Below are 23,839 nucleotides of genomic sequence, written 5' to 3'. Positions count from 1 at the left end.
CCTGAGAGACCACGAGCAGCTGTTGTCCTCAGCGCAGGGCCAGGTAGCGGACCCTGACCGTGTAGCTGCGGACGTCGTACCGGCTGCCGGCGGTGAGCCCGTTGGACCAGATGATGTACGGCTTGTCCGTCTTGAGGTCCCAGATGCCGCTGCTGTCCAGGCGACGGCCGTCGTGGGCGCCGTTGCCGCGGAGCAGGACCTTGGTTCCGATGAGCCTGCCGCGCCGCGGTTCCACGTAGCCCAGCACGATGTAGTTGTCCCGCGATCTCGTCGCCGGCCCGCCGTTCAGGGTCACCTGCGACCACGAGTACTGGTGCCGGAACGCCTTCGGGAGGTACATGCCGTGGTTGGTCGCCACGGTGTTGGCCTTGTCGTTGCCCACGCACCGGCTCTGGGAGTAGTAGCCGAGAGAACCGCGACGGCCGCCGCGGGCGGGCGATGCCAGCGTCGAGCACCTCCCCACGAGCGGCTTGCCCGTGCGCGACGCTGCTGCCGATACGTTCTGCTCGAAGACGGTCCACTGCAGCTTCTTGTCGGAGACCGCGATGGAACGCGACCAGGTCGCGGTGTTGCCGGCGTAGTCGGCCACGGTCAGCGTCATCGTGTAGGAGCCAACGGGGGCGATCTTCCCGGTCGTGGTGCGGCCGGTCCAGCTGATCTCGTCTCCGTACCCGTCCCCGTCGACGAGGAGCTCGCCCTCGCGGTGGACGACGGCGCCGGATGCGTCGGTGACCTCGAGGGTGCCCTCGGTCTCGACGTCGGTGGAAGCCGGGATCTCGGCGTAGTCGAGGTAGTTGTCGTCCGCGGGGTAGATGGTGGCGGGGATCTCCGACTCGTCCACCGTGAGGTGCGGCGGATCGGTGTCGATCCTGATCTCGGCGAGGCCGTCCGAGACAGCGTCGCCGCCGTTGATGTGACCTTCAAGGTGCCCGTAGTCGACGGTGTCGAGGCTCGCCCGCACGTCCATGTAGTACGTGCCCGTCGGAATGTCGGCGGGGACCACGTAGGAGATCCCGACGGTCAGTTGGCCCCGCTCCTCCAGCTGCTGCGGCGTGAGGCTTCCGTGGATCGGGGTGTCGAACGACGTCCTGTCGGTGTCGAGCAGCTCCCAGGTGATCTGGGGGTAGCCCACGGCGGGCGGCTGTGGCGCGTAGGAGAAGAAGAAGTGGTTCTGACCCACACCGACGACCTCGGTCTCCCAGGCATGGGAGGTCACGGCCATCCTGGACCGCAGCTCGAGGGCCGGCGAGTCCGCGACGTGCGGACAGCTTCCCACCGTCCATTGTGCGGTGGCGCACGACCAGATCCGCACCTGGACGCCGCCCTCCGGCGCCTGCGCCAGATCGAGCTGCCCCGAGTCGGGCACCGGGGCCTGACCGAGCGCATAGCTGTCACCGGCTCGGCCCCAGGTGTAGAAGAGGTGCCGGTCACCGGGGCTGGTGGTGCTGATGTCGTACGTCGTCAGCGTCGGGTTGAAGCGGGTGTACTCCGGCCACGTGACGGTGACCTCGGACGCGGGGTCGGCGGTGGCCGCGGGCGCAGCGGCCAGCAGTCCGGCGATCATCAGGAGCAGGGCCATGACGGCAGTGGGGATCTTCACGCGGGCCTCTCGCTCCGAGTCGCGGACGCACGAGCTGCGACGCACCTCGTATGGTGCCAAGCGAGGTGGGTCGCGCGCTGGCGTTCGAGACTTCTCGTCTCCCTAGGCGCAGTCGTCGCGCGCGAGCGCGGCCGCACGGTGCTGACGGCGCCAGGCGCGGACGACCACGGGGGTCAGGTCGAGCTCGGTCGCGATGGCGTTGGGGTGCGAGCCGACGAGGCGTTCGGCCCGGGCGTAGTCCGCGGGCGTGATCAACATGAGGGCCGCGTGCTCCCAGGCCCTCCTCTCGCGGGCGGCCGACGAGCACCCGTCGTCGTAGACGAAGTGGGCGTACTCGTGTGCGAGCACCGGGACGAGCTGGCGCAGGACGAGCCGTGGGTTGAGCTCGATCAGGCGGAGTCGGCGCTGGTACTGGCCGTGCCGGTGGGCGCCCAGGTCGACCCACTCGACCCGCACGCCCTGCGAGGTGCAGAGCTCGATGAGCTCCGCGAGACGCTGCTCGTTCACCACTGGGTCATGGCCGCCCGGCACCCCCGTTCCCTGCGTCCGCCCGGTCGGAGCGCTGCGACGTCGACGCGCCTCCGTTTGTACAGGCCGCCTCCGACAGTGCCGGGCACGTCCGGCGTCAGGGGGTCTCGGGCGCCTCCTGCTCCTGGGTGATCGGGGCGGCCGAGTCGTGCGCGGCGATCTCGAGCCCGACCGGGCGTGCGGCGTCCTCGCCGTCGACCGCCGACTTCGCCCTCTCGATGAGCTCGGCGGGGTGGAGTCCGAACACGGCCGCGATCGCGGCCAGGTCCTTCACCGTGAGCGTCACCCGTCGGCCGGTCGTCGAGTTGCCGCCGTCGAGACGGTCGGACATGTACTGCGAGGACCGCTGCACCTGCCGGCCCAGGGCCCGTGACGAGAGCCCGCGACGCCCCATCTCCGCCTTGATCTCGGACACCAGCGCGTCCGAGAAGCGCTGGAGGTAGTCGGGGCTGGGCGCCGGGCCGGAAGGGATGGTCACGGCGAAAGGCTGACAGATGCATGAAATAGCGTCAATCTGCATGAGAGGGTTGACAGTGCATGAAAAACCATGCACCGTCCTGTCATGACCCCTGCGGAGTACGGCGCGGCCGTGGCCGCCGAGGTGCGCGCAGAGATGGGCCGGCAGGGCAGGACGGCCAAGGAGCTGGCAGTCGTGCTGGGCGTCTCGACCACGACCGCGCGCAGCCGGATGTCCGGCGCCGTCGTCTTCGACGTCGTCGAGCTGCTGCTCGTGGCCACCTGGCTCGACGTACCCGTCGAGCGGCTCGCCCTGAGGGATCGAGCCGAGGTCTCGTGATGACCACCGCGGTGCGGGCCCCGTCTCGGGGTGGTCCCAACAGATGGAGAATCGCGTGCAGTCAACGGCCCGACGCAAGACCACACGGAGACTGATCGTCGAATGGGGCGTCGTGCCCCTCGTGATCGGGCTCGTCCTCGCCCTGACCCTCACCTACCTCCAGCACGCGGAGGGCGCCACGGCACCGTCCTCGGCGCCGGCCGGCGCCAAGGCCGACGGCGTGCAGCGCAAGCGCTGCATCCCGCCCGGCAATCCCGACCTCACCTGCGACCAATGGGCACACCGGTGGGCCAGCAACCACGCCGAGGCCTTCAAGGACGGCAAGCTGGGCAACGCCAAGGGCTACCGCCTGCCAGCGGTCTGGCGAAAGGCGTTCAACACCTACTTCGCCCACCACCGCGCGGCCCGGCAACGGCTGGCAAAGAAGCGCGGCGACTGGTGGAAGTTCCCGCTGGAAGCCATGATGTGCACCCCGATCGCCGGCGCCGGCTACAAGGTCAACTGCGACGCCGCGGCCCGTCACAACAAGGAGTTCTCCGAAGGCCTCATGAAGATCGAGGTCGTCTGCGGCGGCACGGCCGCGGTCGGAGCGCTCGCCGGAGGTGGCGCCGCCGGCGCGGGCAAGGGGGCGCTCGGCTGTCTGTGGGGCATGGTCGCCATCAAGGCCTTCGAGCTCGACATCGACCTCGACTGGCGAGTCGCAGCCCAGCGCGCTGTCGCCAAGCAGAGCGCCATCCTGAGCGGGACCGAGCCACTCTGGTAGCAGAGCCTGCGCGTCTGAAGTGCGAGACCACATGAAAGACAACTAACTCGATCGAGTTAATGTCCTTCCCGTGAGTGGACCCGGGAGACAGGCACGCAGGAGGCGGCTGACCGCCGTCATCACCGCCACGGCGGCCCTCGCCGGATGGGCGGCCGCGTCGAGCGTGCACGCACAGCCGGCGCCGCCGCCGGCCGCGGACGAGCGCCCCAACGTCGTGATGATCACGCTCGACGACCTGGCCGAGGGGGACCTCGCGGTCATGCCCCGCACCCGCGAGCTGATCGCCGACCAGGGCACCACGATGACCCAGGGGATCGCGCCCACCCCGATCTGCGCGCCGGCGCGAGCGTCCCTGCTGACCGGACAGTACGCCCACAACCACGGGGTCCTGACGATCGAGGGCGAGGCCGGCGGCTTCAGGTCCTTCAACGACCGACGCACCTTGCCGACGTGGTTGAAGAAGGCCGGCTACGAGACGATGTTCGCCGGCAAGTACCTCAACGGGTACGGCGTGAACAACCCGCGCTACATCCCGCCGGGTTGGGACCGGTGGCGGGCGAGCATCGACTTCACGACGTACTCGTTCCTGCACACGAAGTTCAACGTCGACGGCAAGGTGGTCAAGCCGCCGGGCTACAGCAGCGACATCCTGGCCCGCTACACCGAGGACCTGCTGGCCCAGCACCGCCACGGTCGGCTCCGCGACGACCCGTTCTTCCTGTGGGTCAACTACGTCGCACCGCACCACGGTGGGCCGCGGGAGTCCGACGACCCCGGTCGCACGTCCGACGGTCGGCGGCCACCGACGACCACGCCGGCGCCGCGGGACCGCAACCACTTCCGCCACAGGGCCCTGCCGCGCGAGCCGGACATGTGGGAGCAGGACCTCCGCGGCAACCCGCACGCCGGGCCGGTCGCCCCGCGGAGCTATCGCGCGGCGATCCGCGAGGTCTACCAGCAGCGCCTCGAGTCGCTGCTCGCCGTGGACCGGGCGGTCGGGAGGACCGTCGCGGCCCTGCGCCGCAGCGGCGAGCTGAAGCGGACCGTCATCATCCTGACCTCGGACAACGGCTACATGGTCGGTCAGCACGACCTGGTCGGGAAGCTCTGGTTCTACGACAAGTCGGTGCGCATCCCGATCGTGATGCGTGGTCCCGGGATCCCCGCCGGCAAGCGGGTCTCGACCCCGATCACCAACCCGGACCTGGCGGTGACGATCGCCGGGCTCGCCCGGGCGCGGCCGACCCGGAAGGTCGACGGGGTCGACCTGCTGCCCTGGCTCGACCGCCCCGACCAGCGCCGAGCGGTGCCGATCGAGGCCTACCCGGTCAAGGGCGGCCACCGCCGGCTCTACTCGGGGATCCGGTACGGCGACCTCACCTACGTCCGCTCCCGCAACGGGTTCGAGGAGCTGTACGACCGCGCCCGTGACCCCGGCGAGCTGGTCAACGTCGCGCGGCGGCCGGCGTACCGCTCGACCCTGAAGCAACTGCGGAGGTGGGACCGGAGGTACCGCGACTGCGCCGGGTCGAGCTGCCCGCGCGGGTTCGAGGCGGCGGGCTGAGTCAGTGGCGGCTGTTGCCGAGGATCGTGCTGAGCGCCCAGATCACGGCGATGTCGAAGGCGATGACCACGACCGCCCAGACCGGGTAGTAGGGCAGCCAGACGAAGTTCAGCAGCGCCGAGAGCATGGCCAGCACGACACCGGCGAGCAGCGCCCACCGCTGCCCGGCCAGGATCGACCCACCGACGACGGCGATCACGATGCCGGCGACGATGTGCACCCAGCCCCAGGTCGTGAGGTCGAAGGAGAAGACGTAGTTCGTCGTACGGACGAACACGTCGTCCTTGGCAGCAGCGGCGACGCCCTCCAGGAACTGGAAGACGCCGACGGTCAGCAGGGCGGCACCGGCGAAGATGCCGAGGCCGCTGGCCCACGAGTTCTCGGTGGTGGCAGGAGACATGGCCGGAGTGTCTCGCGTGGAGCGGGCCCTCGAATCACCCGGAGCGGGTGAGTGCGCGAAGATGGGGTGTGCTGCGAAACTGGGCGGGCAACCACACCTACGTGGCAGAGCGGGTCCACCACCCGACGAGCGTCGACGAGCTGAGCGAGATCGTCGCCCGTAGCGACCGGGTGCGAGCGCTGGGCACCCGGCACGCGTTCACCGACCTGGCCGACTCGATCGGCGACCTGGTCTCGACCCAGGACCTCGGGCAGGACATCGACATCGACGCCGTACGACGCGTGGTGCGCGTGTCGGGCGGCGTCAGCTACGGCGTGCTCGCCGGGCGGCTCGCGGAGGCGGGCTGGGCCCTCGCCACCATGGCGTCCCTCCCGCACATCTCGGTCGCCGGCGCGATCGCGACGGGCACGCACGGGTCCGGCGACCGCACCGGGTCGCTGGCCGCGGCCGTGGCCGCCCTCGAGATGGTGGGGGCCGACGGCGAGCTGCGGACCGTCAGCCGCGGCGAGCCCGACTTCGACGGCTCGGTCGTCTCGCTCGGCGCGCTGGGCGTCACCACGCACGTGACCCTCGACATCGAGCCGTCGTACGACGTGCGCCAGGACCTCTACACCGACCTCCCGTGGGACGTGGCGGTCGAGCACCTCGACGCCATCACCGCGAGCGCCTACAGCGTGAGCCTCTTCACGGACTGGTTGAGCGGGACGGTCCAGCAGGTCTGGCTCAAGAGCCGCGGGACCGTCCCGCCCGCCGACCTCTTCGGATCCGCACCGGCCGCCGCGACGCTGCACATGCTGGCCGGCGCCGACGTCGAGGCCGTGACCCGGCAGGGCGGTGTCAGCGGCTCGTGGCACCAGCGGCTCCCGCACTTCCGCCTCGAGTTCACGCCGAGCCGGGGCGAGGAGCTGCAGAGCGAGTACCTCGTCCCGCGCCCGCAGGCGCCGGCGGCGATCGAGCGGCTGCGCGCCCTCGCGCCGTCGTACGCCGCCCTGCTGCAGGTTGCCGAGATCCGCACGATCGCGGCCGATTCACTGTGGCTCAGCGGTGCCTACGACCAGGACGTCGTCGCGTTCCACTTCACCTGGCTGCGCGACGTGTCCGGGGTGTACGCCGCGCTGCCCGCCATCGAGGAGGCTCTCCTGCCGCTGGGCGGCCGGCCGCACTGGGGCAAGTGCTTCGCCGCGAGCGCGGACCTGTTGCGGCCGCTTTACCCACGCTTCGACGACTTCCGTGATCTCGTTAGCGGGGTGGACCCGTCTCGGAAGTTCCAGAACGCCTTCCTCGAACGATGCCTCGAGCTCGGGGCATGAGCGCGGCCGTGCACACGCCGGCGTACGGCGAGGTCGACCTGACCACCTGCGACCGCGAGCCGATCCACATCCCCGGCGCGATCCAGCCGCACGGCGTCCTGCTCGCGCTCGACGACGAGCAGCGTGCGGTGATGGTCTCGGCCAACGTCGAGAGCATGCTCGGGGTCGCGCCGACGGCCGCGATCGGTCGCACCCTGGCGGAGCTCGTGGGTCCGGGCCTGGCGATCGCGATCACCGACGGGGTCGAGAGCGCGACGCTGCGCGGTGGCGAGGTCGAGATCCGTCAGCACCGCTCCGGGGACCGGCAGATCGTCGAGATCGAACCGGTCAGCACGGTCGGGCAGATGCGGCTGACCTACAAGTCCACCCGCGGGGCAATGGCTCGCCTGGCCCAGGCGCCGTCGGTCGCGGACCTGGGCGCCCAGCTGGCCGTCGAGGTACGCGCCCTGCTCGGGTTCGACCGGGTGATGGTCTACCGCTTCGACGAGGAGTGGAACGGCGAGGTGATCGCCGAGGAGCGGCGCGACGGCCTCAACTCGTTCCTCGGGCTCCACTACCCGGCCAGCGACATCCCCGCGCAGGCCCGGCGGCTCTACACGGTCAACTGGACCCGCCTGATCGCCGACATCGGGTACACCCCGGTGCCGCTGCACCCGGTGTTCGACCCCGGTACCAACGCACCCCTGGACCTCTCCCACGCGACGCTGCGCAGCGTCTCGCCGATCCACATCGAGTACCTCTCCCACATGTTCGTCACCGCCTCGATGTCGATCTCGCTGGTCGTCGACGGCGAGCTGTGGGGGCTGGTCGCGTGCCACCACTACTCCGGGCCGCACCGGCCCAGCCACGACGCCCGCTCGGCGGCGGAGTTCCTGGGGCAGGTCGCCTCCCAGCTCGCCGGCGACCGCGAGCGCGCCGATGGTCGCGAGCGCACCCTCGCTGCGCAGGCGGTGCTCGGCCGGATCGCCGCGCGTACGTCGACCAGCCCGGAGTCCCCGCTCGTCAGCATCATGGACGACCCCGAGCTGCTGTCGCTGGTCGACGCCACCGGAGCGGTGCTGTCGTACGACGGCGTGGTGACCGTGCGCGGCGACGTCGACCTCGACGCCGCGCAGCTCCAGCTGATCGCCACGGCGCTCGAGGACCCGGCGAGCTACGCGACCTCGACCGACCACCTTGCCGCGCTCGTGCCGGCACTCGCGGGTGCCTCCTCGGCAGCCGGGGTGCTGCGCATCGGGTCCGACTCGGACCGGTGGCTGCTGTGGTTCCGCCCGGAGCAGGAGCGCGTCGTCGACTGGGGCGGCGACCCGACCAACAAGCAGCTCGCAGCGGAAGAGGGCCCGCACGTCCGGTTGAGCCCCCGTCGGTCCTTCGAGAAGTGGCGGCAGGTGGTGCGGGGCCGCAGCACCCCGTGGGCGCCGTGGAAGCTCGAGGTCGCCGACGCGCTCGGCAAGCACCTGATCGGGCTTCTGCTGAGCCGGTCGCGGGACCAGCTCGCGATGGCCGAGTCGATCCAACGCAGCGTGGTCGCCGACGATCCGCCGCGCTTCGACGGCATCGAGCTCGCCGCGCGCTACCAGCCGGCGTCCACCTTCCAGCTCGGCGGCGACTGGTGGGACGCCTTTCCCCTCTCCGACGGCCGGATCGTGTTCGTCGTCGGCGATGTCGCCGGGCACGGGGTCTCCGCGGCCTCCGCCATGACCCAGGTGCGGACGGCCCTGCGGGCCTACCTCTTCGAGGGCCACGACCCCGCCACGTGCCTCGACAAGCTGGACCTGCTGATGGCGGGGCTGATCGACCAACGGGTCGCCACTGCCGTGCTCGCCGTGCTCGACCCCACCACTGGCCGGGTCGAGCTCGCCAGCGCCGGCCACCCGCCGCCGCTGGTGATCACGCGGGGCGCTGCCGACGTCGTCGACCTCCCGGTCCGCCCGCTCCTGGGGGTCGGTCTCGGCGAGGCCGAGACCGTGACGCTCGACCTCCCGCCGGGGGCCGCCCTCCTGCTCTACACCGACGGCCTCGTCGAGCGTCGGGGCGTCGACATGGACGAGCGCACCGACCGGCTGCGCGCTCTCGCGGCCGACACCTACGCCGACTCGGACCTCCAGTCCTGGGTGGACCGCCTGATCGAGCTCCACGCCGACGACGGCGACGACGACACCACCGTGCTGGCGCTCAGGCTGTCCTAGTGGCCGAGCGCCCGATCGCGCAGGCCTTCGCCTGACGTCAGGGCCCGGTCGTCCGGACCTTCTCGACCGCCTCGTCGACGGTGCGGAAGACCCGGCCGCCCTCGTCGAAGCGGGCGAACCAGTGCGAGTGACGTGCGGCCTCGACCGTCGACTCGGGGAAGCCGGCGAGCAGCAGGCCGATGCCCTCCTCCTGGAGGTCGGCGGCGAGCCCCTGGACCACCTCGAGCAGCGGGACCGTGACCCGGGTGACCTGGGCCCCCTCGAGGACCACCGCGCGGGGCCGGGCGGCGAGGGCGGCCGCGAGGATCGCGTCCTGCGTCGGGCGGGCGTTGCCGGTGTAGAGGCCGGACTCGAGGTGGAGCAGCAGCACGTCGTCGTACGCCGGGAGGACGTCCCCGGGCGCGGGAGCCACCAGCGTCCACCCGCCGCCGGCACGCGGGTAGAGCGGACGGGCCCGGTTGGAGCTGAAGGCGCGGAGCACGAGCACCAGCGTGAGCGCGACGCCGAGACCGACGGCCAGCAGCAGCCCGGCGGTCAGGCCGACCACCGCGACGGCGAGCGCCACCCAGAACTCCGCGCGGTCGATGCGACGGAGACGCGCGAACTCGGCGGGTGACACCAGACCGAGCACGGCCACCATCACCATCGCGGCGAGGATCGCCTCGGGCAGGTCGTCGAGCACCGGGCCGAGGAAGAGTGCGACCAGCACGGCGAGGACGGCCGTCACGATCCCGGCGAGCTGCGAGCGGGCGCCGGCCCGCTGGTTGACCGCGCTCTGCGAGAAGCCGCCGGCCGGCGGCAGGCACTGGCTGAAGCCGCCGGCGAGCGCGGCCACGCCGTTGGCGAGCAGCTCCTGGTCGCTGTCGATGGCCGGCTCCGACCGCTGGCGCTGCGCCCGGGCGACCAGGACGGTCTCCATGAACGCCATCACCGCGATGGCGAGCGCGCCCGGCAGCAGCGCGCCGATGTCGCCCCACAGCGGCATCGTGGGCGTCGGCAGTCCGGACGGGACGTCGGGGATCAGCGCCAGCCCGTGCGACTCGATGTCGGTCGCGGCGACGAGCAGGATCCCGCCCACCGCGACGACCAGCGGGCCCGGGACCTGGGGGGCGAGGCGGCGCAGCGCGTAGAGCACCGCGATCGCGCCCGCCGACACCGCGACCGTCGCCGTGTTGAGGTCGCCGAGCTTGGAGATCGTGTCGCCGAGCTTGCCGAAGAAGCCCTCGTCCTCGGCGTCGCCGGCGACGCCCAGCAGGGTCGGGAGCTGGGTCGCGGCGACCGTGAGGCCGACACCGGCCTTGACGCCGGTCATCGTCGCGGGGCTGATCTGCTCGACCAGCGAGCCGAGCCGGAAGAGCCGCATCACCAGCAGCGCGAGACCGACCAGCACGGTCAGGGTGAAGGCGCTCCGCAGCAGGTCGTCACCGGACCGGTCCGCAGGCAGGGTCGCCAGGGTGGACGCCGTCAGGATGGCGATCGTCGACGTCGTCGAGATGCTCAGGGACCGGGAGCCGCCGAGGAGCGCGTAGGCGACCATCGGCAGCATGCAGGTGTAGAGCCCGACCTCGACCGGCAGCCCGGCGATCGTCGCGTACGCCATCGCCTGCGGGATGACGACGGTCCCGGCCGCGAGACCCGCCACCACGTCGTACCGGATCCACCCGCGCCGGTAGCCGGACAGGGTCGGCAGCAGTCCGGCGGGCACGCCTCACCCAACCGCGCCGGTCACCGGCCAACCTCACCCGATGAGGGTGATCCAGCCACGAGAGCCAGCGGGAAGCGTGGAGGTCCGAGCCGACTGTCCGGGAGGGTCACCGTGGCCAAGCAGTTCAAGGGTGTTGTCAACCTCGACGTGCGCGACTCCGTCGCCGACTGGACGCCGTTCCGCGAGCCGCCGGCGCCGGAGGGCGCACCCAACGTCCTGCTCGTGCTCTACGACGACACCGGGCTCGCCGCCTGGTCGCCGTACGGCGGCCGGATCAACATGCCGACCATGCAGCGGCTGGCCGACAACGGGCTGACCTACACGCAGTGGCACACGACGGCGCTCTGCTCGCCGACCCGGTCGTGCCTGCTCACCGGCCGCAACCACCACCAGAACGGCTTCGCCCAGATCGCCGAGGGCGCGCAAGGCTTCCCAGGCCACACCGGCCACATCCCGATGGAGAACGCGACCATCGGCGAGGTGCTGCGCGAGAACGGCTACAACACCTTCTGGGTCGGCAAGAACCACAACATCCCGCTCGACGAGTGGGCGGTCGGCGCGAGCAAGCGCAACTGGCCGCTGGCCCGCGGCTTCGACCGCTTCTACGGCTTCATCGGCGGCGAGACCAACAACTGGTATCCCACGCTCGCCGAGGACAACCACTACGTCGACCAGCCGTCGACGCCGGAGGAGGGCTACCACCTCTCCAAGGACCTCGCCGACAAGGCGATCTCGTTCATCGCGGACAGCAGGAGCTCCGCGCCGAAGAAGCCGTGGTACCTGTGGTTCTGCCCCGGCGCCAACCACGCGCCGCACCACGCGCCGGAGGAGTACATCGCCAAGTACGCCGGGCAGTTCGACGACGGCTACGAGGCCTACCGCGAGTGGGTGCTGCCCCGGATGGTCGAGCGCGGCATCCTGCCGGAGGGCACGGCGCTGACCGACATCAACCCGCTGCCCGGCGACGCGGCCATGCCGCTCGACCACGTCCGCCCGTGGGAGAGCCTCAGCGAGGACGAGAAGCGGCTCTTCGCTCGGATGGCCGAGACCTACGCCGGCTTCTCGGAGTACACCGACGCGCAGGTCGGCCGGATCATCGACTACCTCGAGGAGACCGGCCAGCTCGACAACACGATCGTCCTCTACTGCGCGGACAACGGCGCCTCCGGCGAGGGCACGCCCAACGGGTCGGTCAACGAGAACAAGTTCTTCAACGCCTGGCCCGACGAGATGGCCGAGAACCTCGCCCAGCTGGACGAGATCGGCTCACCCACGACGTACAACCACTACCCGACGGGCTGGGCGACGGCGTTCTCCACGCCGTTAAAGATGTTCAAGCGCTACACCTACCAGGGCGGCGTCGCCGACCCGCTGGTGATCTCCTGGCCGAAGGGCATCCAGGCCCGCGGCGAGGTGCGCACGCAGTACCACCACGCCGTCGACGTGGTGCCGACCATCCTCGAGTGCATCGGGCTGGAGATGCCCGACCAGGTGCTGGGCTACGCGCAGACCGAGCTCCCGGGCGTCTCGATGAGGTACTCCTTCGACGCCGACGGCCCGACCGAGAAGAAGATCCAGTACTACGAGATGTTCGGCACCCGCGCGCTGTGGCACGAGGGCTGGCACGTCGTCGCCCAGCGCGCACCGCAACAGGGTGCGACGGCCGCGGACTTCGTCAATGAGACGTGGGAGCTCTACCACTCCGAGGAGGACCGGGCCGAGGCCCACGACCTCGCCGCCGAGCACCCGGACAAGGTCAAGGAGCTGGTCAACCTCTGGTACGTCGAGGCCGGCAAGTACGACGTGCTGCCGCTCGACAACCGGTCGCTGGAGGACCTGGTCAAGGAGATGCCGGTCGCGGACATCCCGGAGGGCGGCATCTACCGCTACTACGCCGACACCTCACCGCTGCCCGAGTTCAACGCGGCCGAGATCCGGGGTCGGTCGTTCAAGATCCTGGCCGACGTCGAGCTGACCGAAGACGCCGAGGGGGTGCTGATCGCCAACGGGGCCCGCTTCGGCGGGCACACGCTCTTCGTCAAGGACCGCAGGCTCTGGTACGTCAACAACTTCCTGGGCATCCCGCCCGAGCAGCAGCTGGTCTCACCGGACGTGCTGCCGACCGGTGCGCACGTCCTCGGCGTGGAGTTCTCCAAGGAGAGCCACGGCGGGCACGGCGAGGCGCTCGGCACCGCGACGCTCTACGTCGACGACCTTGCCGTCGCCAAGAGCGAGTGGAAGACGCAGCCGGGCCACTTCGCGCTCTGCGGTGAGGGGCTCACGGTTGGCCGCGACTCGTCCGACCCCGTGACGCAGGAGTACGCCGCGCCGTACGCCTTCACGGGCGGGCGGATCAAGGTGGTCGAGATCAACATCGGTGACGACCTGTACGTCGACCGGGAGCGCGACTTCCACGCGGCCATGTCCCGGGACTGACCTCCCGTGAACGGTCTCGCGGCCGCCCTGGGCGACCTCCTCCCCGCCGCGCTCGGCGTCGCGATCAGCCCCCTGCCGATCATCGCGACCGTGCTGATGCTGCTCTCGCAGCGCGCCCGGGTGACGGCTCCGGCATTTGCCGTCGGGTGGGTCCTGGGGATCACGGCGGTCCTGGTCGTCGTGCTCCTGGTCGCCGGGCCCGACGGGGTGGACACCGGCGGGTCGTCCGACCTCACCTCCTGGGTCAAGCTGGTCCTCGGTCTCCTGTTCGCGCTGCTGGCGTTGCGGACCTGGCACAGCCGGCCCCGGCCCGGGGTGGCGGCGGAGCCCCCGAAGTGGATGGCGAGCCTCGACCGGACGACGCCGCTGGTCGCGCTCGGCCTGGGCGCGGCGCTCTCGGCGGCCAACCCGAAGAACCTCGCGCTGGCCGTCACCGGCGGCGTCGCCATCGCGTCCAACGACCTGTCCACGACGCAGACGGTCGTCTCCGTCGTGGTCTTCGTGGTGATCGCGAGCCTGCTCGTCGCCGGCCCGGTGGTCGCCTTCCTCGTCGCGGGGGACCGGATGGCCGGTCCGCTGACCGGCCTGAAGGACGTCATGCAGGTCCACAACACGGCGATCATGGTCGTCCTCTTCGCGGTCCTCGCGCTCTCCAACATCGGGAAGGGGCTCGGCGGGCTGCTCGGCTGACCTGCTAGACAAGTGGACGTGAGCGACGCGATGGTGCTCGTGCCCGGCGGCACGACGACGATCGGCAACGACCACTTCTACCCCGAGGAGCGGCCGCTGCGGGACGTCACCGTGGGTGACGTGTGGTTCGACCCGCGCCCGGTGACGAACGCCGAGTTCGCCCGCTTCGTCGACGAGACCGGCCACGTCACCGTGGCCGAGGTCGCTCCTGACCCCGCCGACTTCCCGGGCGCCGACCCGGCACTGCTCGTGCCCGGCTCCCAGGTGTTCACCCAGACCCGCGGCCCGGTGCACCTCGGTGACTGGACGCAGTGGTGGCGCTGGCAGCCGGACGCGTCCTGGCGCGCGCCGCAGGGTCCCGGGTCGAGCTGGGAGGCGATCCCCGACCACCCGGTCGTGCACGTCGGCTGGGAGGACGCCACGGCCTACGCCCGCTGGGCCGGCAAGGACCTCGCGACCGAGGCGGAGTGGGAGCACGCCGCCCGGGGCGGCCTGGTCGGCCGCGACTACGGCTGGGACGCGGTGTACGCCGACGAGCTGTCGCCCGGCGGCGCCGTGCTGGCCGACACCTGGCAGGGCCCGTTCCCGTGGCGCAGCGAGGACCCCGACGGGCACCACCGGACGGCGCCCGTAGGCAGCTATCCCGCCAACGGGCACGGCCTGCACGACATGATCGGCAACGTCTGGGAGTGGACGTCGAGCCGCTGGACGGACACCCACCACGCCGCCGGGGAGGCGGTGCCGGCCGCGGCGACCGCGAGCCCCTGCTGTGGCGGGAGCATCCGCCTCGTCGAGACCGACCGGTTCGTCACGAAGGGCGGGTCACACCTGTGCTCGCCGCACTACTGCCAGCGCTACCGTCCGGCCGCCCGCCAGGGTCACGGCGTCAACGACACCACGTCTCACGTCGGGTTCCGGTGCGTCCGGCGCTCGTGACGGCGACGCGGGGGTAGCGAGCCGTCGGCCTCGGCAGCACGCCGGGCCTCGACCCGCTTCTCGGCCTGGGTCCGGATCCGCGTGGTGATCGTGGATGCCGCGGTCGCGAGGATGACGACGTTGAAGACCATCTGGATGAGCACCAGGGTCCGGGCCGCCTGGCCGGTCGCGTGCACGTCGCCGTACCCGATCGTCAGCAGTGTGGCCATCGTGAAGTAGAGCGCATCGATGCGGGTGTCGAGGTCGACGAACTGGTCCGGGTTGCGCTGCGCCAGGACGTAGAAGCCGAGGGCGAAGCCGAGCACCGCGACCATCAGCGCGATGACGAGGCCGTCGATGCGCCGGTCGTCCTCCACGAGCTGGTGGCGGACCTCCACGAGGACCGTGGCGGCGAGCAGGCCGAGGGCCGTCAGGCTGATGACCAGCTGGACCAGGTCGTTGGAGCTGATCTCGAACGAGACCGGGACCGTGAAGTAGAGGACGAGCACGATCGCCAGCACGGCCGCCAGCCGCAACCAGCGCTTCCACCCCGTCACGGGCACCTCCTGGTTTCACCCGCTACGGGTGATCGACCGCGTGGCCGCTGTGCCCACGCTGGTCCTCATCCTGCCGGATCGGTCGGTCAGAGCACGGGAGGTCACGGGCGTTGGACGTCGCCGGAATGCGCGAGCGCCTCACCGCGACGTATCAGCTGCGCAAGGAGCAGGCACAGGCGCTGGTCGACCGGGTCCCGATCCTGGGCCGACTGATCCGCGACTTCGTCAAGATCGAGTTCATCGACCGGTGCATGCTGATCGCGGCCCAGGGGCTGCTCGCCCTGATCCCGATGCTGGTGGTCCTCACCGCCTTCTTCCCGCACGCGACCTCCGACCTGGTGCGGTCCTTCTCCCAGGCGTCCGGCGTCGGCCAGGACGGCACGAGGCTGCTCGAGGGCGAGGTCACCAGTGGGCAGGTGCGCACCCAGACCGGGGTCTTCGGCTTCCTGATCACGCTGTTCTCGGCCACCAGCTTCGCCCGGGCGATCCAGCGGATGTACGAACGGATCTGGGACCAGCCCCACGTCGGCGGCCTCTCGGGCGCCCAACGGTGCCTGCTGTGGCTGCTCGGCTGGATGCTGACGCTCCAGATCATCGGTGCGCTGCGCCGGATCGGCGACGGCGTCGGCGGGATCCTCGGCGACAGCGTCGGCTTCGTGGTGCAGGCCGCGCTGCTCTCGATGCTCTGGTGGGCGACCAGCTGGGTCCTGCTCTTCGGCCGCGTGCCGTGGCGGGCACTGGCGCTCGGCGCGGTGCTGACCGGGGTGCTCGGCATCGTCTACAACCGGGGAGCGTCGTTCCTGATGCCGCCGTACGTCCGGGCGAACGCGGAGCAGTTCGGCACCCTCGGCGTGATCCTCGCGGTCTCGACGTGGCTGATCGGGTTCGCGGCGATCATGGTCGGCTCGGCGCTGGTCGGCCGGATCGTCTCGGAGGACCCGACCGTGGTCCGGCTGGCTACGAGGACGGTGGACCTGACGCGACCGGTGTGGGGTCGTCTGCGTCGGCGCCCGGCGGACGGGACAGCGCCTCGACCACGAGCAGGATGACCGCGGCGCCGACCAGCAGCTCCACGGCGAACCCACCGGTGGGGTGGTCGCGGAGCACGTAGAGCAGCAGTGCCAGGCCCAGCACCCCGATCCGGATCGGGGTCTTGTAGGTGTGCAGCGCGATCCCGAAGGCGCCGGTGTCGATCCCGACCCGGTCGCCGCCCCGCCGGGCGACGCCGACCGCGCGCGACGTGCCCCTGCGCAGCGCGGCGGGGGCGCCCTCGGACCCGGTGACCCAGGCGACGAACGCGATGGCGAGCGCCACCACCAGCACGGCCCGGAGGTTGAGGCGGATGAAGTGGACGAGGGTGTCGTAGATCGCGGCCGCGGCGGCCGAGGGCAGCTGGTCGGTCGGGACGGCGTCGAGGTAGATCTCGCGGGAGAGGTTGAGGCCCGCGCCGAGTGCGACCATCGAGAACGCGAGGGCCAGCGCTGCGGCGATCAGCGTCGTCCGCCGGGACCGGCCGACCGCGACGGCGCCGAGCAGGCAGAGCAGCGCCAGGATCGGCAGCCAGGTGTTGGCGGCGTCGAGCAGTCGGAACGCCGTCTGCGCCTTGGTGATGTCCTCGGACTGGAAGATCGTGAACTGGGCGTTCACCGCGGGCAGCCGCTCGGCGAGCGTGAAGCCCCGGTCGACCAGGCGCTGCTTCACGGTGTCGATCAGGGTCGCGAGGTTGATGCTGACCGCGTTGTCGCTGACCTGCACGGTGTCGGTGTCCTTGCCGGTCAGCACCGCGACCAGCTGCGTGTGGGCCTGCCGGTTGGCCTCGATCCAGGCGTCCTCGAACTGGTCGGACTCGACGAGGGTGGTCACCTGCTCCTCGACGAAGCCCTCGACGGCGTCGGACAGCGGGCCCGAGAGTGCTCGCAGGCTGCCGGCCGCGAGCGGCGGCAGGCCACGGTCGGCGAGGGCGTCCACCGCGTCTCCGGTGACCTGGTCCAGCTGGAGCCGGGTGACGATCTCCTGGGTGATCCGGTCGATCACCGCTTGCTGGACGGCCGGGTCGCTGGCGAGGGGAGCGACGGTCTCGACGTACCGGTCGGTGTCGGAGACGGTGTCGTGGGCCCAGCGGGCCACCACGGAGAGGGGCGCCAGCACGGCCATCAGGATGATCAGGATCGTGGCGACGACGGGGCGCCACCAGCCGGTGCGGGGTGCCCGCTGCACCTCGGTGCGCAGGCGCTCGACCTCGGCCCGCAGCTGCTCGACCTCGGAGTCCTCGTGCTCGCTCATCCGTGCCTCCTCAGGCGGTCGGGCGCAGTGACCGGAGCCGGAGGGCCGCGACCAGCGCGAGGACGCCGGCGACGACCAGCCAGATCCCGACGAACACGACCAGCAGCCGGAGCGACAGGTCGGTGTACTCGAGCAGGAACCCACCGGCCAGCACGGACACAACGCCGGCGAGGAGCTCCCAGCCGCGACCGGAGGGAGGCGGTGCGATGAAGGCGCCGATGATGTCGATGACACCGGCGAGCACCCAGAAGACGCCGAGAATCATCCCTAGCACCAGCACGCTCTGCAGCGGGTCGCGCAGGATGAGCAGCCCGACGATCAGCGCCAGCCCGCCGCTGAGGCCGAGCAGGGCTCGTACGCCGCCCTCGCTGCGGCTGTGCGAGAGCGCTGCGCTGATCCGGAAGATGCCGGCGACGACCAGCTGGATCGCGAGCAGCACGGTGAAGACCGTGACGCTCGCGTCGGGCCAGACGGCCAGGGCGATGCCGAGGCCGAGGGTGACGAGGCCGTAGGCGAGCACCACGCCCCAGTGCTCGGCGAGCTCGGCCAGGCCGGGTGAGGCGGGACGAGTCCGGTGGCCCGTCACGGTGTCGGTTGCGTCGCTCATGGTCCACCAGCCTTCCGCGACCGGCGGGGGCCTGCCTACACCCGAATCGGGTGGCTAGAGCAGTCGCATCGAGCGAGCGGTGGCGAGGGCGGCGCTGCGGCGGTTGACCGCGAGCTTCGCGTAGAGGCTGGAGACGTGCGTCTTGACGGTGTTCTCGGAGACGAAGAGGTTGGCGGCGATGTCGGCGTACGTCGACCCGCGCGCCAGCTCGTAGAGCACGTCACGCTCGCGGGGGCTGAGCGTCGGCCGGATCGCTCCCGGCGCCTGCTGCTCCCGCTCGCGCGGCCGGGCCGTGGTGGGGCCGAAGTACGTCGCGATCCCGGACAGGCTGGAGATGTCGGCATCGACCTCCAGCAGCCACGGGTCCGGGTGGGTGTCGCCGAGGCGCTGCAGGAGCTCCGGCACGGGAGTGCCGTGCCGGCTCCACCCCAGGAACGGCACGGCGTTCTTGCGCACCTTGGTCTCGAGCACCGCGCCGTGCAGGAGGCTCAGCGCCTGCTCGCCGTCACCCAGTGAGTCGACCAGCTGCGCCTGCGTCACCAGGGCCAGACCGCGTACGGCGGGCTGCGGGGTCGCCGGGCTCCGGCTCGCCTCGCCGAGGTGGCGCACGGCGGCGCGTCGGTCCCCGGTGAGGTCGGCGCGCAGGCCGGCGACCAGCGCCGCCTCCGCCACCGCGCCCAGCTCCGTCAGCTGCTCACCGAGCTGGCCGAGCAGGGCGCTGTCGCCGGAGAGGCTGGCGAGGAACGCGCGCTCCAGGAGCAGGGCCACGGCCAGGTGGGCAGGGAGTGGCGGGGTCTCGAGCGGGACCTCCAGCGCCAGCTCGGCCTCGGACACCGAGCCGTGGGCCAGGTGGAGCCGCGAGCGCCGGGTGCGCATCCAGAACCGGGTCGTCAGGTCGGCGGCGTGCGCGGTCGCGGGGACGTCCCGGAGCGCCTCCGACCCGAGCTTGAGCGGCAGCCCGCTCATGTCGGCGAGCTGGCGGGCCAGCCAGGCGCGGGCCAGGGAGTACGGCGCCGGGAGGTCGCGCTCGACGATCAGGGCGAGCGTCTGCCCGGCGACCTCCTCGGCGGCGCTCTCCCGTCCGCGCATGTACTCGGTGACGGCGAGGTGGGACAGGGCGACGACCGTCAGCAGCGGCAGGTCGTGCGCGCGGCTGAGCCGGATCGCGGCGGTCAGGTTCTCCTCGGACGCGTCCAGGTCGCCGGTCCAGCTCTGGGTGACGGCCAGCTCGCACAGCAGGATCGGCACGACGCAGGCAGCGGCCGCTGTCAGCTCCGGGTCGCTCACGACCCGCTGCCCGTGCGCCACGGCGGGACCCATCGGCTCGAGGCCGAGCCGGGAGCGCATCACCCGGGCGCACGCGTGGACCACCACGGTCCGCTCGGCGTCCGGCTGCGGCTCGCGCAGGACCCGGTCGAGCCACTGCGCCGCCGCGGTCACGTCGCCGGCGAACCAGCGCTCGAGCGCGACCGCGAACCACGACCCGGGGTTGACCTCGATCGCGGACGGGTGCGCCAGGGCGAAGTCCCGCACCGGGCCGCCGTGGCCGCGCAGCAGCAGGCTCGGTCCCTCGTCGGCGACCAGCGCCGCGGCCACGGCGTACTCCCCGACCGCCTCGAGGCGGTGCAGGGCGTCCTCGGTGGCGCCGCGGCCGACGTCGAGCCGGACCGCACGCTGCACGGTCGCGGACGCACGCGCCACGTCCTCGCCTCCGGAGGAGATGCGCCGCCGCACGACCTCGGCGAGCAGTGGGTGGATGGTGTAGCGGTCCCCGCACGTGGTGTCGGCGTCGCGGTCGTGGGAGGCGACCCGGGTGACGAGCAGGCCGGTCGCCTCCAGGTCGGCGAGCACCGCACCGGCGCCCGCGTCGTGGGACAGGTGCGCGGCGAGCGTGGGCGTGACGACCGGCTCGCTCGCGACGCACAGCAGCAGGTGGCGCTCGCGGGGGCGCAGGGTGGCGAACACCTCGGTGGCGACGCGGTCGGCGACCGAGGGGCCGATCTCGGCGTACCGGCCGGCGACCTCGAGAGGGTCGGGGGCCGCCCCGACCGCGCGGGCCGTGAGGACGACGGCGGCGCACCAGCCCTGGGTGCGCTCCGCGACCGCCCGGGCGACCTCGGCCGAGTCGGTCCGTGCGTGCGCCGCGACCAGCGCGCCGGACTCCTGCTCGTCGAGCCGCAGCAGGTCACCGCGCAGCAACGTGAGGTCGCCGAGGAGCTGGGGTGCCAAGCGGCTGAACGGCAGGTCCCAGCGCGACGCGAGGAGCACCCGGAACGAGTCCGGGCGGGTGTCGAGGAGACCGTCGAGGGCCTGGATCGTGGCGAGGGGCAGGCGGTGGGCGTCGTCGACGACCACCAGCGCCGGCGCGCCGCCGGTGCGACGGGCCAGCTGGGTCAGCAGCCGCTCGGCGTGCCAGCCGGCGTCGGCGGTGACCCAGGTCGTGTCGGCCGCGCGGCCGGTGCGGCGCAGCCAGCCGGCGATCCCGAGCGTCTTGCCGGAGCCCCCCGGTCCCACCAGCTGGGTCACGGCGGACTCGGTCGCGTCGTCGAGGCGGTCCCACAGCCGCTCGCGGGGGACGTAGGCACGCGGCAGCGCGGGCAGGTGGCCGATGCGCGCGATCGAGTCCTGGTGCTCCCGCTTCGGCATCGGTTTCGACATACGACTGCTTCGGCTCGACCCGCCGACAGTGCCCGAGATGGCGTCCTGTCCTGGACTGAGACAGTATGGCGCGACCTCCCGGCTCGGCGTCACCCGTCTGGGGTGAGCGTCGGGTGAGATCGCGTCAGAGCAGGCCGTGGGCGCGCGCGACCCGGAGCGCGTCGACGCGGCGGTCGACCTCGAGCTTGCGGTAGATCGAGGCGAGGTGGGTCTTGACCGTGTTCTCGCTGACGAAGAGGGCGCGGGCGAGATCGGCGTTGCCGCCCCCGAGCGACAGCTGCTCGAGCACCTCCAGCTCGCGTGCGGTCAACGGTGCCCGCGCGTCGTCGCCGAACCCCGCGTCGCGGTGCCGGCCGACGTCCGGGTAGGACCGGCGCATCCGGCGGAGCGCGGCCGCGGCGGGAGCCGCGAAGGGATGCGGATCGGGACCCTCCGCGTGGCCGGCGACGAGGTCGACGAACCCCGGGCTGACCAGCGCGCCCAGGGCGAGCATCCACACCAGCTCCTGCGGTGCCGCCCGGCTGAGCAGGTCGGGCACCAGGTCGCGCGCGGCCTGGACCGCCCCCGGCGTACCGATCCGGTGGAGCAGGGCGGCCCGGGCGACCGCGGAGCTGAGCCCGGCAGCGTCCGGCGTCGTCGGCATGACCTCGGTCAGCATCCGGACGGCGCGCGGCTCGTCGCCGCTGAGCCCGACGCTCAGCGCCTCGGCGAGGCGGGCCTCGACCGGCGCGCCGATGGCGTGCATCGAGTGCCCCAGGGCGTCCACGGTGGTGAGGTCACCCATCGCCACCGCGACCAGCACCCGCACCAGCCGGTCGAGGCGGGCGAGGTAGCGCGGCAGCCGCTCCGGTACGTCGCCGCGCGTGTCCAGGACCCGTCGCGCCTCGGCCGCCTCGCCGACGGCCGTCAGCACGCAGGCGCGGAGCAGCCGCCCGAACGCGAGCAGCAGCGGGTCCATCACCCCGCTGGGGGTCTCGTGGAATCGGTCGAGCGCCTCCTCCGCCTCGGGGAGCCGGAGCTGTTGGAGCAGCGCCCAGCCCCGCGACAGGTGGATGCGCGCTGCGGCGGCGTCGGGCAGCGCCTCGACGTCGACGAGCAGCGCCGCGTCGGCGGTCGCGAGCGCGCTCTGGTAGGCGCCGGCGACCATCTCGAGGACCGCACGGCCGGCGAGTGTCGACCGGGTGAGCACCGGGAGGTCGATCTGCTGGGCGTACATCGTCACGTCCTGGACGTGGATGGCCGCGAGCTCGAGCTCGCCGAGCCAGGTCTGGAAGTAGGCCATCTCGAGCGTCAGCCACGCGGCCGTCACCGGCGACAGGCCCGTCAGGTCGTGGGCGCTGACCTCGGCATCGTGGCGGCAGCCGAGGACCAGTGCGGCGCGGTCCAGGGCGGGCGCGGCGGCACGCCAGCCGTAACGCGCCTGCCAGACCTCGAGGATCGCGAGCTGCGCCTCGGTGTTGCGGGGCACCGGGTCGCGCAGGCTGCGGGCGTCGATGGCGAGCAGCCGGTCGGTGGCCGCCTTGGCGGCGTCGATCCGGCCCTGCGCACGGAGCAGCATCGCCTGCACGACCAGCAGGTCGGGGTGCCGGGACCGGATGTCGAGGGGGATCCCGGCGAGGACGTTGCCGAGCACCTCGGTCTGCCGTCGGCTGATGAGCTCCGCGGAGAACTCGCGGAGCACCCCGAGCTGCAGGTCCAGGTCGCCGGTCAGCCCCGCGTGGCGGACCGCCTCCTCGGCGTCCCGCCGGTCGACGTACGCCGCCGTGGCGCGGTGGTGTGCCGCCACGACGACCGCCCAGTCGGGTCCGGTCGGCGCGGTCCGCCGCTGCAGCAGGTCGAGGAGGAGGGGGTGGTAGCGCCAGCCGGCCGACCCGGGGACGGAGTGGTCGCGGTAGCCCGTGACCAGGAGCCCGGCGGCCGCGGCCTGGTCCAGGAGCGCCGCCGCGTCCGGCAGGCCGGACAGCAGGGCGGCCTCGCCCGCGCTGACCTGGGGCTGCTGACAGGTCGCCAGGAGGACCTGGGCGAGGTCGGGCGGGAGCGTCTCGAACACCTCGTGGAGCAGGTAGTCGAGCACCGGCTGCCGGGTCGCGACCAGGGACGCGCGGGCGTCGGCGATGTCGACCGAGCCGGCGAGCGCCCGGGAGCCGAGGACGAGCGCGGCGGCCCAGCCGTCGGCCTGCTCGAGCACGGCGGCGACGTCATCGGGTCCGGCGGTCGGGTGGTGGGCGCGCACCAGGTCAGCGGCGTCGTCCGGCGCGAAGCGGAGGTCGTCGACCCGCAGCGCCCGCACGGCGCCGGTGAGCGCGGCCGAGATCGGGACCAGGTCGGGGTCGTGGCGGCCGATGAGCAGCAGGCGCACCGACCCGGGATCGGCGGTGAGGATCGCGGTCAGCGACTCGCGGGACGCGTCGGACAGCAGCTGGACGTCGTCGACGACCACCACCGTGGGGCCGTCTGGCTGCTCGGGACACCGCATCGCCTCGACCAGCGTCGCGACCGCGGCATCCTGGTCGCCACTGGTCCAGGCCACCGAGACCGGCGGCAGGGACCGGCTCACCCGCTCGGACCACGCGGCCGCGGCCGCGGTCTTCCCGGAGCCGGCGGGCGCGACCATCAGGGTGACCGGCGTCGTCGGTACGTCGTCGAGGAACTCGTCGAGCCGGGGGCGGGGCACGAACACCTCCGGCGGCCGGGGCGTCGAGGCCGTGGGCGGCGTCCGGGCGTGCGTGCCGGCCGCGTGCACCCTCCCGGAAGCCATCTGTTCGTCCTCCTCGTCGGCGCCGGTACCTCGGTCCGTCGCCGTCCTCCCCGAGACTTGACGCCCGTCAAGAGCCCATT

General features: G+C 72.2%; 19 protein-coding genes. 9 read left to right on the top strand and 10 right to left on the bottom strand.

Going from position 1 to position 23,839, the window contains the following annotated elements:
* Window positions 1-28 precede the first annotated feature (28 nt).
* From ABEA34_RS11660 to ABEA34_RS11650, 3 genes are all read right to left on the bottom strand, one after another.
* Window positions 29-1,600, bottom strand: coding sequence for a hypothetical protein (locus ABEA34_RS11660; RefSeq protein ID WP_345521430.1), 1,572 nt, complete (start codon window positions 1,598-1,600; stop codon window positions 29-31).
* 102 nt (window positions 1,601-1,702) lie between these two features.
* Window positions 1,703-2,107, bottom strand: a complete 405-nt coding sequence (locus ABEA34_RS11655) for a M78 family metallopeptidase domain-containing protein (protein ID WP_345521429.1) — start codon at window positions 2,105-2,107, stop codon at window positions 1,703-1,705.
* Between the two features lie 118 nt (window positions 2,108-2,225).
* Window positions 2,226-2,606 carry a helix-turn-helix domain-containing protein gene (locus ABEA34_RS11650; RefSeq protein ID WP_345521428.1) on the bottom strand — a complete coding sequence of 127 codons (381 nt, stop codon included), beginning with the start codon at window positions 2,604-2,606 and terminating at the stop codon, window positions 2,226-2,228.
* A gap of 84 nt (window positions 2,607-2,690) precedes the next feature.
* Here ABEA34_RS11650 and ABEA34_RS11645 point away from each other — a divergent pair, with 84 nt between their 5' ends.
* The 3 genes from ABEA34_RS11645 to ABEA34_RS11635 all read left to right on the top strand — a co-directional run bounded on the left by ABEA34_RS11645 (window position 2,691) and on the right by ABEA34_RS11635 (window position 5,251).
* Window positions 2,691-2,924 (top strand): hypothetical protein, encoded by a 234-nt coding sequence (locus ABEA34_RS11645; RefSeq protein WP_345521427.1) that lies wholly within the window; start codon window positions 2,691-2,693, stop codon window positions 2,922-2,924.
* Window positions 2,925-3,036: 112 nt separating this feature from the next.
* Window positions 3,037-3,687, top strand: coding sequence for a hypothetical protein (locus tag ABEA34_RS11640; RefSeq protein ID WP_345521426.1), 651 nt, complete (start codon window positions 3,037-3,039; stop codon window positions 3,685-3,687).
* A gap of 70 nt (window positions 3,688-3,757) precedes the next feature.
* Window positions 3,758-5,251 (top strand): sulfatase family protein, encoded by a 1,494-nt coding sequence (locus tag ABEA34_RS11635; protein WP_345521425.1) that lies wholly within the window; start codon window positions 3,758-3,760, stop codon window positions 5,249-5,251.
* Window position 5,252: 1 nt separating this feature from the next.
* On the opposite strand, the gene ABEA34_RS11630 is transcribed toward ABEA34_RS11635, so the two are convergent.
* Window positions 5,253-5,651, bottom strand: coding sequence for a DUF7144 family membrane protein (locus ABEA34_RS11630; RefSeq protein WP_345521424.1), 399 nt, complete (start codon window positions 5,649-5,651; stop codon window positions 5,253-5,255).
* Between the two features lie 68 nt (window positions 5,652-5,719).
* Between ABEA34_RS11630 and ABEA34_RS11625 the strand changes: the two genes are divergently transcribed.
* Together ABEA34_RS11625 and ABEA34_RS11620 are read left to right on the top strand one after the other, a co-directional pair.
* On the top strand, window positions 5,720-6,961 hold the full coding sequence (locus ABEA34_RS11625; RefSeq protein WP_345521423.1) for a D-arabinono-1,4-lactone oxidase: 1,242 nt from the start codon (window positions 5,720-5,722) through the stop codon (window positions 6,959-6,961).
* On the top strand, window positions 6,940-9,150 hold the full coding sequence (locus ABEA34_RS11620) for a SpoIIE family protein phosphatase (RefSeq protein ID WP_345521422.1): 2,211 nt from the start codon (window positions 6,940-6,942) through the stop codon (window positions 9,148-9,150). Before ABEA34_RS11625 ends, ABEA34_RS11620 begins: the two co-directional genes overlap by 22 nt.
* Before the next feature lie 37 nt (window positions 9,151-9,187).
* Here ABEA34_RS11620 and ABEA34_RS11615 read toward each other — a convergent pair whose 3' ends face one another.
* Window positions 9,188-10,855 (bottom strand): SulP family inorganic anion transporter, encoded by a 1,668-nt coding sequence (locus ABEA34_RS11615; protein ID WP_345521421.1) that lies wholly within the window; start codon window positions 10,853-10,855, stop codon window positions 9,188-9,190.
* 111 nt (window positions 10,856-10,966) lie between these two features.
* Between ABEA34_RS11615 and ABEA34_RS11610 the strand changes: the two genes are divergently transcribed.
* From ABEA34_RS11610 to ABEA34_RS11600, 3 genes are read left to right on the top strand one after another with little or no spacing between them, the layout of a single operon-like run.
* Window positions 10,967-13,291, top strand: a complete 2,325-nt coding sequence (locus ABEA34_RS11610) for an arylsulfatase (protein ID WP_345521420.1) — start codon at window positions 10,967-10,969, stop codon at window positions 13,289-13,291.
* Between the two features lie 6 nt (window positions 13,292-13,297).
* Complete coding sequence (locus ABEA34_RS11605) at window positions 13,298-13,981, top strand: GAP family protein (RefSeq protein WP_345521419.1); 684 nt, start codon at window positions 13,298-13,300, stop codon at window positions 13,979-13,981.
* An 18-nt stretch (window positions 13,982-13,999) separates the two neighbouring features.
* The gene (locus tag ABEA34_RS11600; RefSeq protein WP_345521418.1) at window positions 14,000-14,917 is read left to right on the top strand and encodes a formylglycine-generating enzyme family protein; all 918 of its coding nucleotides are present in this window, start codon (window positions 14,000-14,002) and stop codon (window positions 14,915-14,917) included.
* Here the strand turns inward: ABEA34_RS11600 and ABEA34_RS11595 are convergent.
* A complete protein-coding gene (locus tag ABEA34_RS11595) occupies window positions 14,884-15,453 on the bottom strand; it encodes a potassium channel family protein (protein WP_345521417.1) in 570 nt (189 codons plus the stop codon). The genes ABEA34_RS11600 and ABEA34_RS11595 overlap by 34 nt on opposite strands.
* A 125-nt stretch (window positions 15,454-15,578) precedes the next feature.
* Here ABEA34_RS11595 and ABEA34_RS11590 point away from each other — a divergent pair, with 125 nt between their 5' ends.
* Window positions 15,579-16,502 carry a YhjD/YihY/BrkB family envelope integrity protein gene (locus tag ABEA34_RS11590; RefSeq protein WP_345521416.1) on the top strand — a complete coding sequence of 308 codons (924 nt, stop codon included), beginning with the start codon at window positions 15,579-15,581 and terminating at the stop codon, window positions 16,500-16,502.
* Here ABEA34_RS11590 and ABEA34_RS11585 read toward each other — a convergent pair.
* The 4 genes from ABEA34_RS11585 to ABEA34_RS11570 all read right to left on the bottom strand — a co-directional run bounded on the left by ABEA34_RS11585 (window position 16,411) and on the right by ABEA34_RS11570 (window position 23,759).
* Window positions 16,411-17,736 carry a hypothetical protein gene (locus tag ABEA34_RS11585; RefSeq protein WP_345521415.1) on the bottom strand — a complete coding sequence of 442 codons (1,326 nt, stop codon included), beginning with the start codon at window positions 17,734-17,736 and terminating at the stop codon, window positions 16,411-16,413. The two genes, ABEA34_RS11590 and ABEA34_RS11585, sit on opposite strands and share 92 nt — an antisense overlap.
* A gap of 10 nt (window positions 17,737-17,746) precedes the next feature.
* Entirely contained in the window at window positions 17,747-18,343 is a 597-nt protein-coding gene (locus tag ABEA34_RS11580; protein ID WP_345521414.1) for an HdeD family acid-resistance protein, read from the bottom strand.
* A gap of 54 nt (window positions 18,344-18,397) precedes the next feature.
* Window positions 18,398-20,989, bottom strand: a complete 2,592-nt coding sequence (locus tag ABEA34_RS11575) for a helix-turn-helix transcriptional regulator (protein ID WP_345521413.1) — start codon at window positions 20,987-20,989, stop codon at window positions 18,398-18,400.
* Window positions 20,990-21,125: 136 nt separating this feature from the next.
* Window positions 21,126-23,759 carry a LuxR C-terminal-related transcriptional regulator gene (locus ABEA34_RS11570; protein WP_345521412.1) on the bottom strand — a complete coding sequence of 878 codons (2,634 nt, stop codon included), beginning with the start codon at window positions 23,757-23,759 and terminating at the stop codon, window positions 21,126-21,128.
* Window positions 23,760-23,839 lie beyond the last annotated feature (80 nt).

Source organism: Nocardioides conyzicola (assembly GCF_039543825.1).
Lineage (GTDB): Bacteria > Actinomycetota > Actinomycetes > Propionibacteriales > Nocardioidaceae > Nocardioides > Nocardioides conyzicola.
Note: the sequence above shows the minus strand (reverse complement) of the source record. Positions and strands in the feature narration are given on the sequence as shown.

What these genes read in the sequence shown, in the direction of transcription:
- ABEA34_RS11645 (WP_345521427.1), top strand. Translation starts at nt 2,691, where the DNA reads ATGACCCCTGCGGAGTACGGCGCGGCCGTGGCCGCCGAGGTGCGCGCA.
- ABEA34_RS11630 (WP_345521424.1), bottom strand. Translation starts at nt 5,651, where the DNA reads ATGTCTCCTGCCACCACCGAGAACTCGTGGGCCAGCGGCCTCGGCATC.
- ABEA34_RS11620 (WP_345521422.1), top strand. Translation starts at nt 6,940, where the DNA reads ATGCCTCGAGCTCGGGGCATGAGCGCGGCCGTGCACACGCCGGCGTAC.
- ABEA34_RS11590 (WP_345521416.1), top strand. Translation starts at nt 15,579, where the DNA reads ATGCGCGAGCGCCTCACCGCGACGTATCAGCTGCGCAAGGAGCAGGCA.
- ABEA34_RS11585 (WP_345521415.1), bottom strand. Translation starts at nt 17,736, where the DNA reads ATGAGCGAGCACGAGGACTCCGAGGTCGAGCAGCTGCGGGCCGAGGTC.
- ABEA34_RS11580 (WP_345521414.1), bottom strand. Translation starts at nt 18,343, where the DNA reads ATGAGCGACGCAACCGACACCGTGACGGGCCACCGGACTCGTCCCGCC.
- ABEA34_RS11575 (WP_345521413.1), bottom strand. Translation starts at nt 20,989, where the DNA reads ATGCCGAAGCGGGAGCACCAGGACTCGATCGCGCGCATCGGCCACCTG.
- ABEA34_RS11570 (WP_345521412.1), bottom strand. Translation starts at nt 23,759, where the DNA reads ATGGCTTCCGGGAGGGTGCACGCGGCCGGCACGCACGCCCGGACGCCG.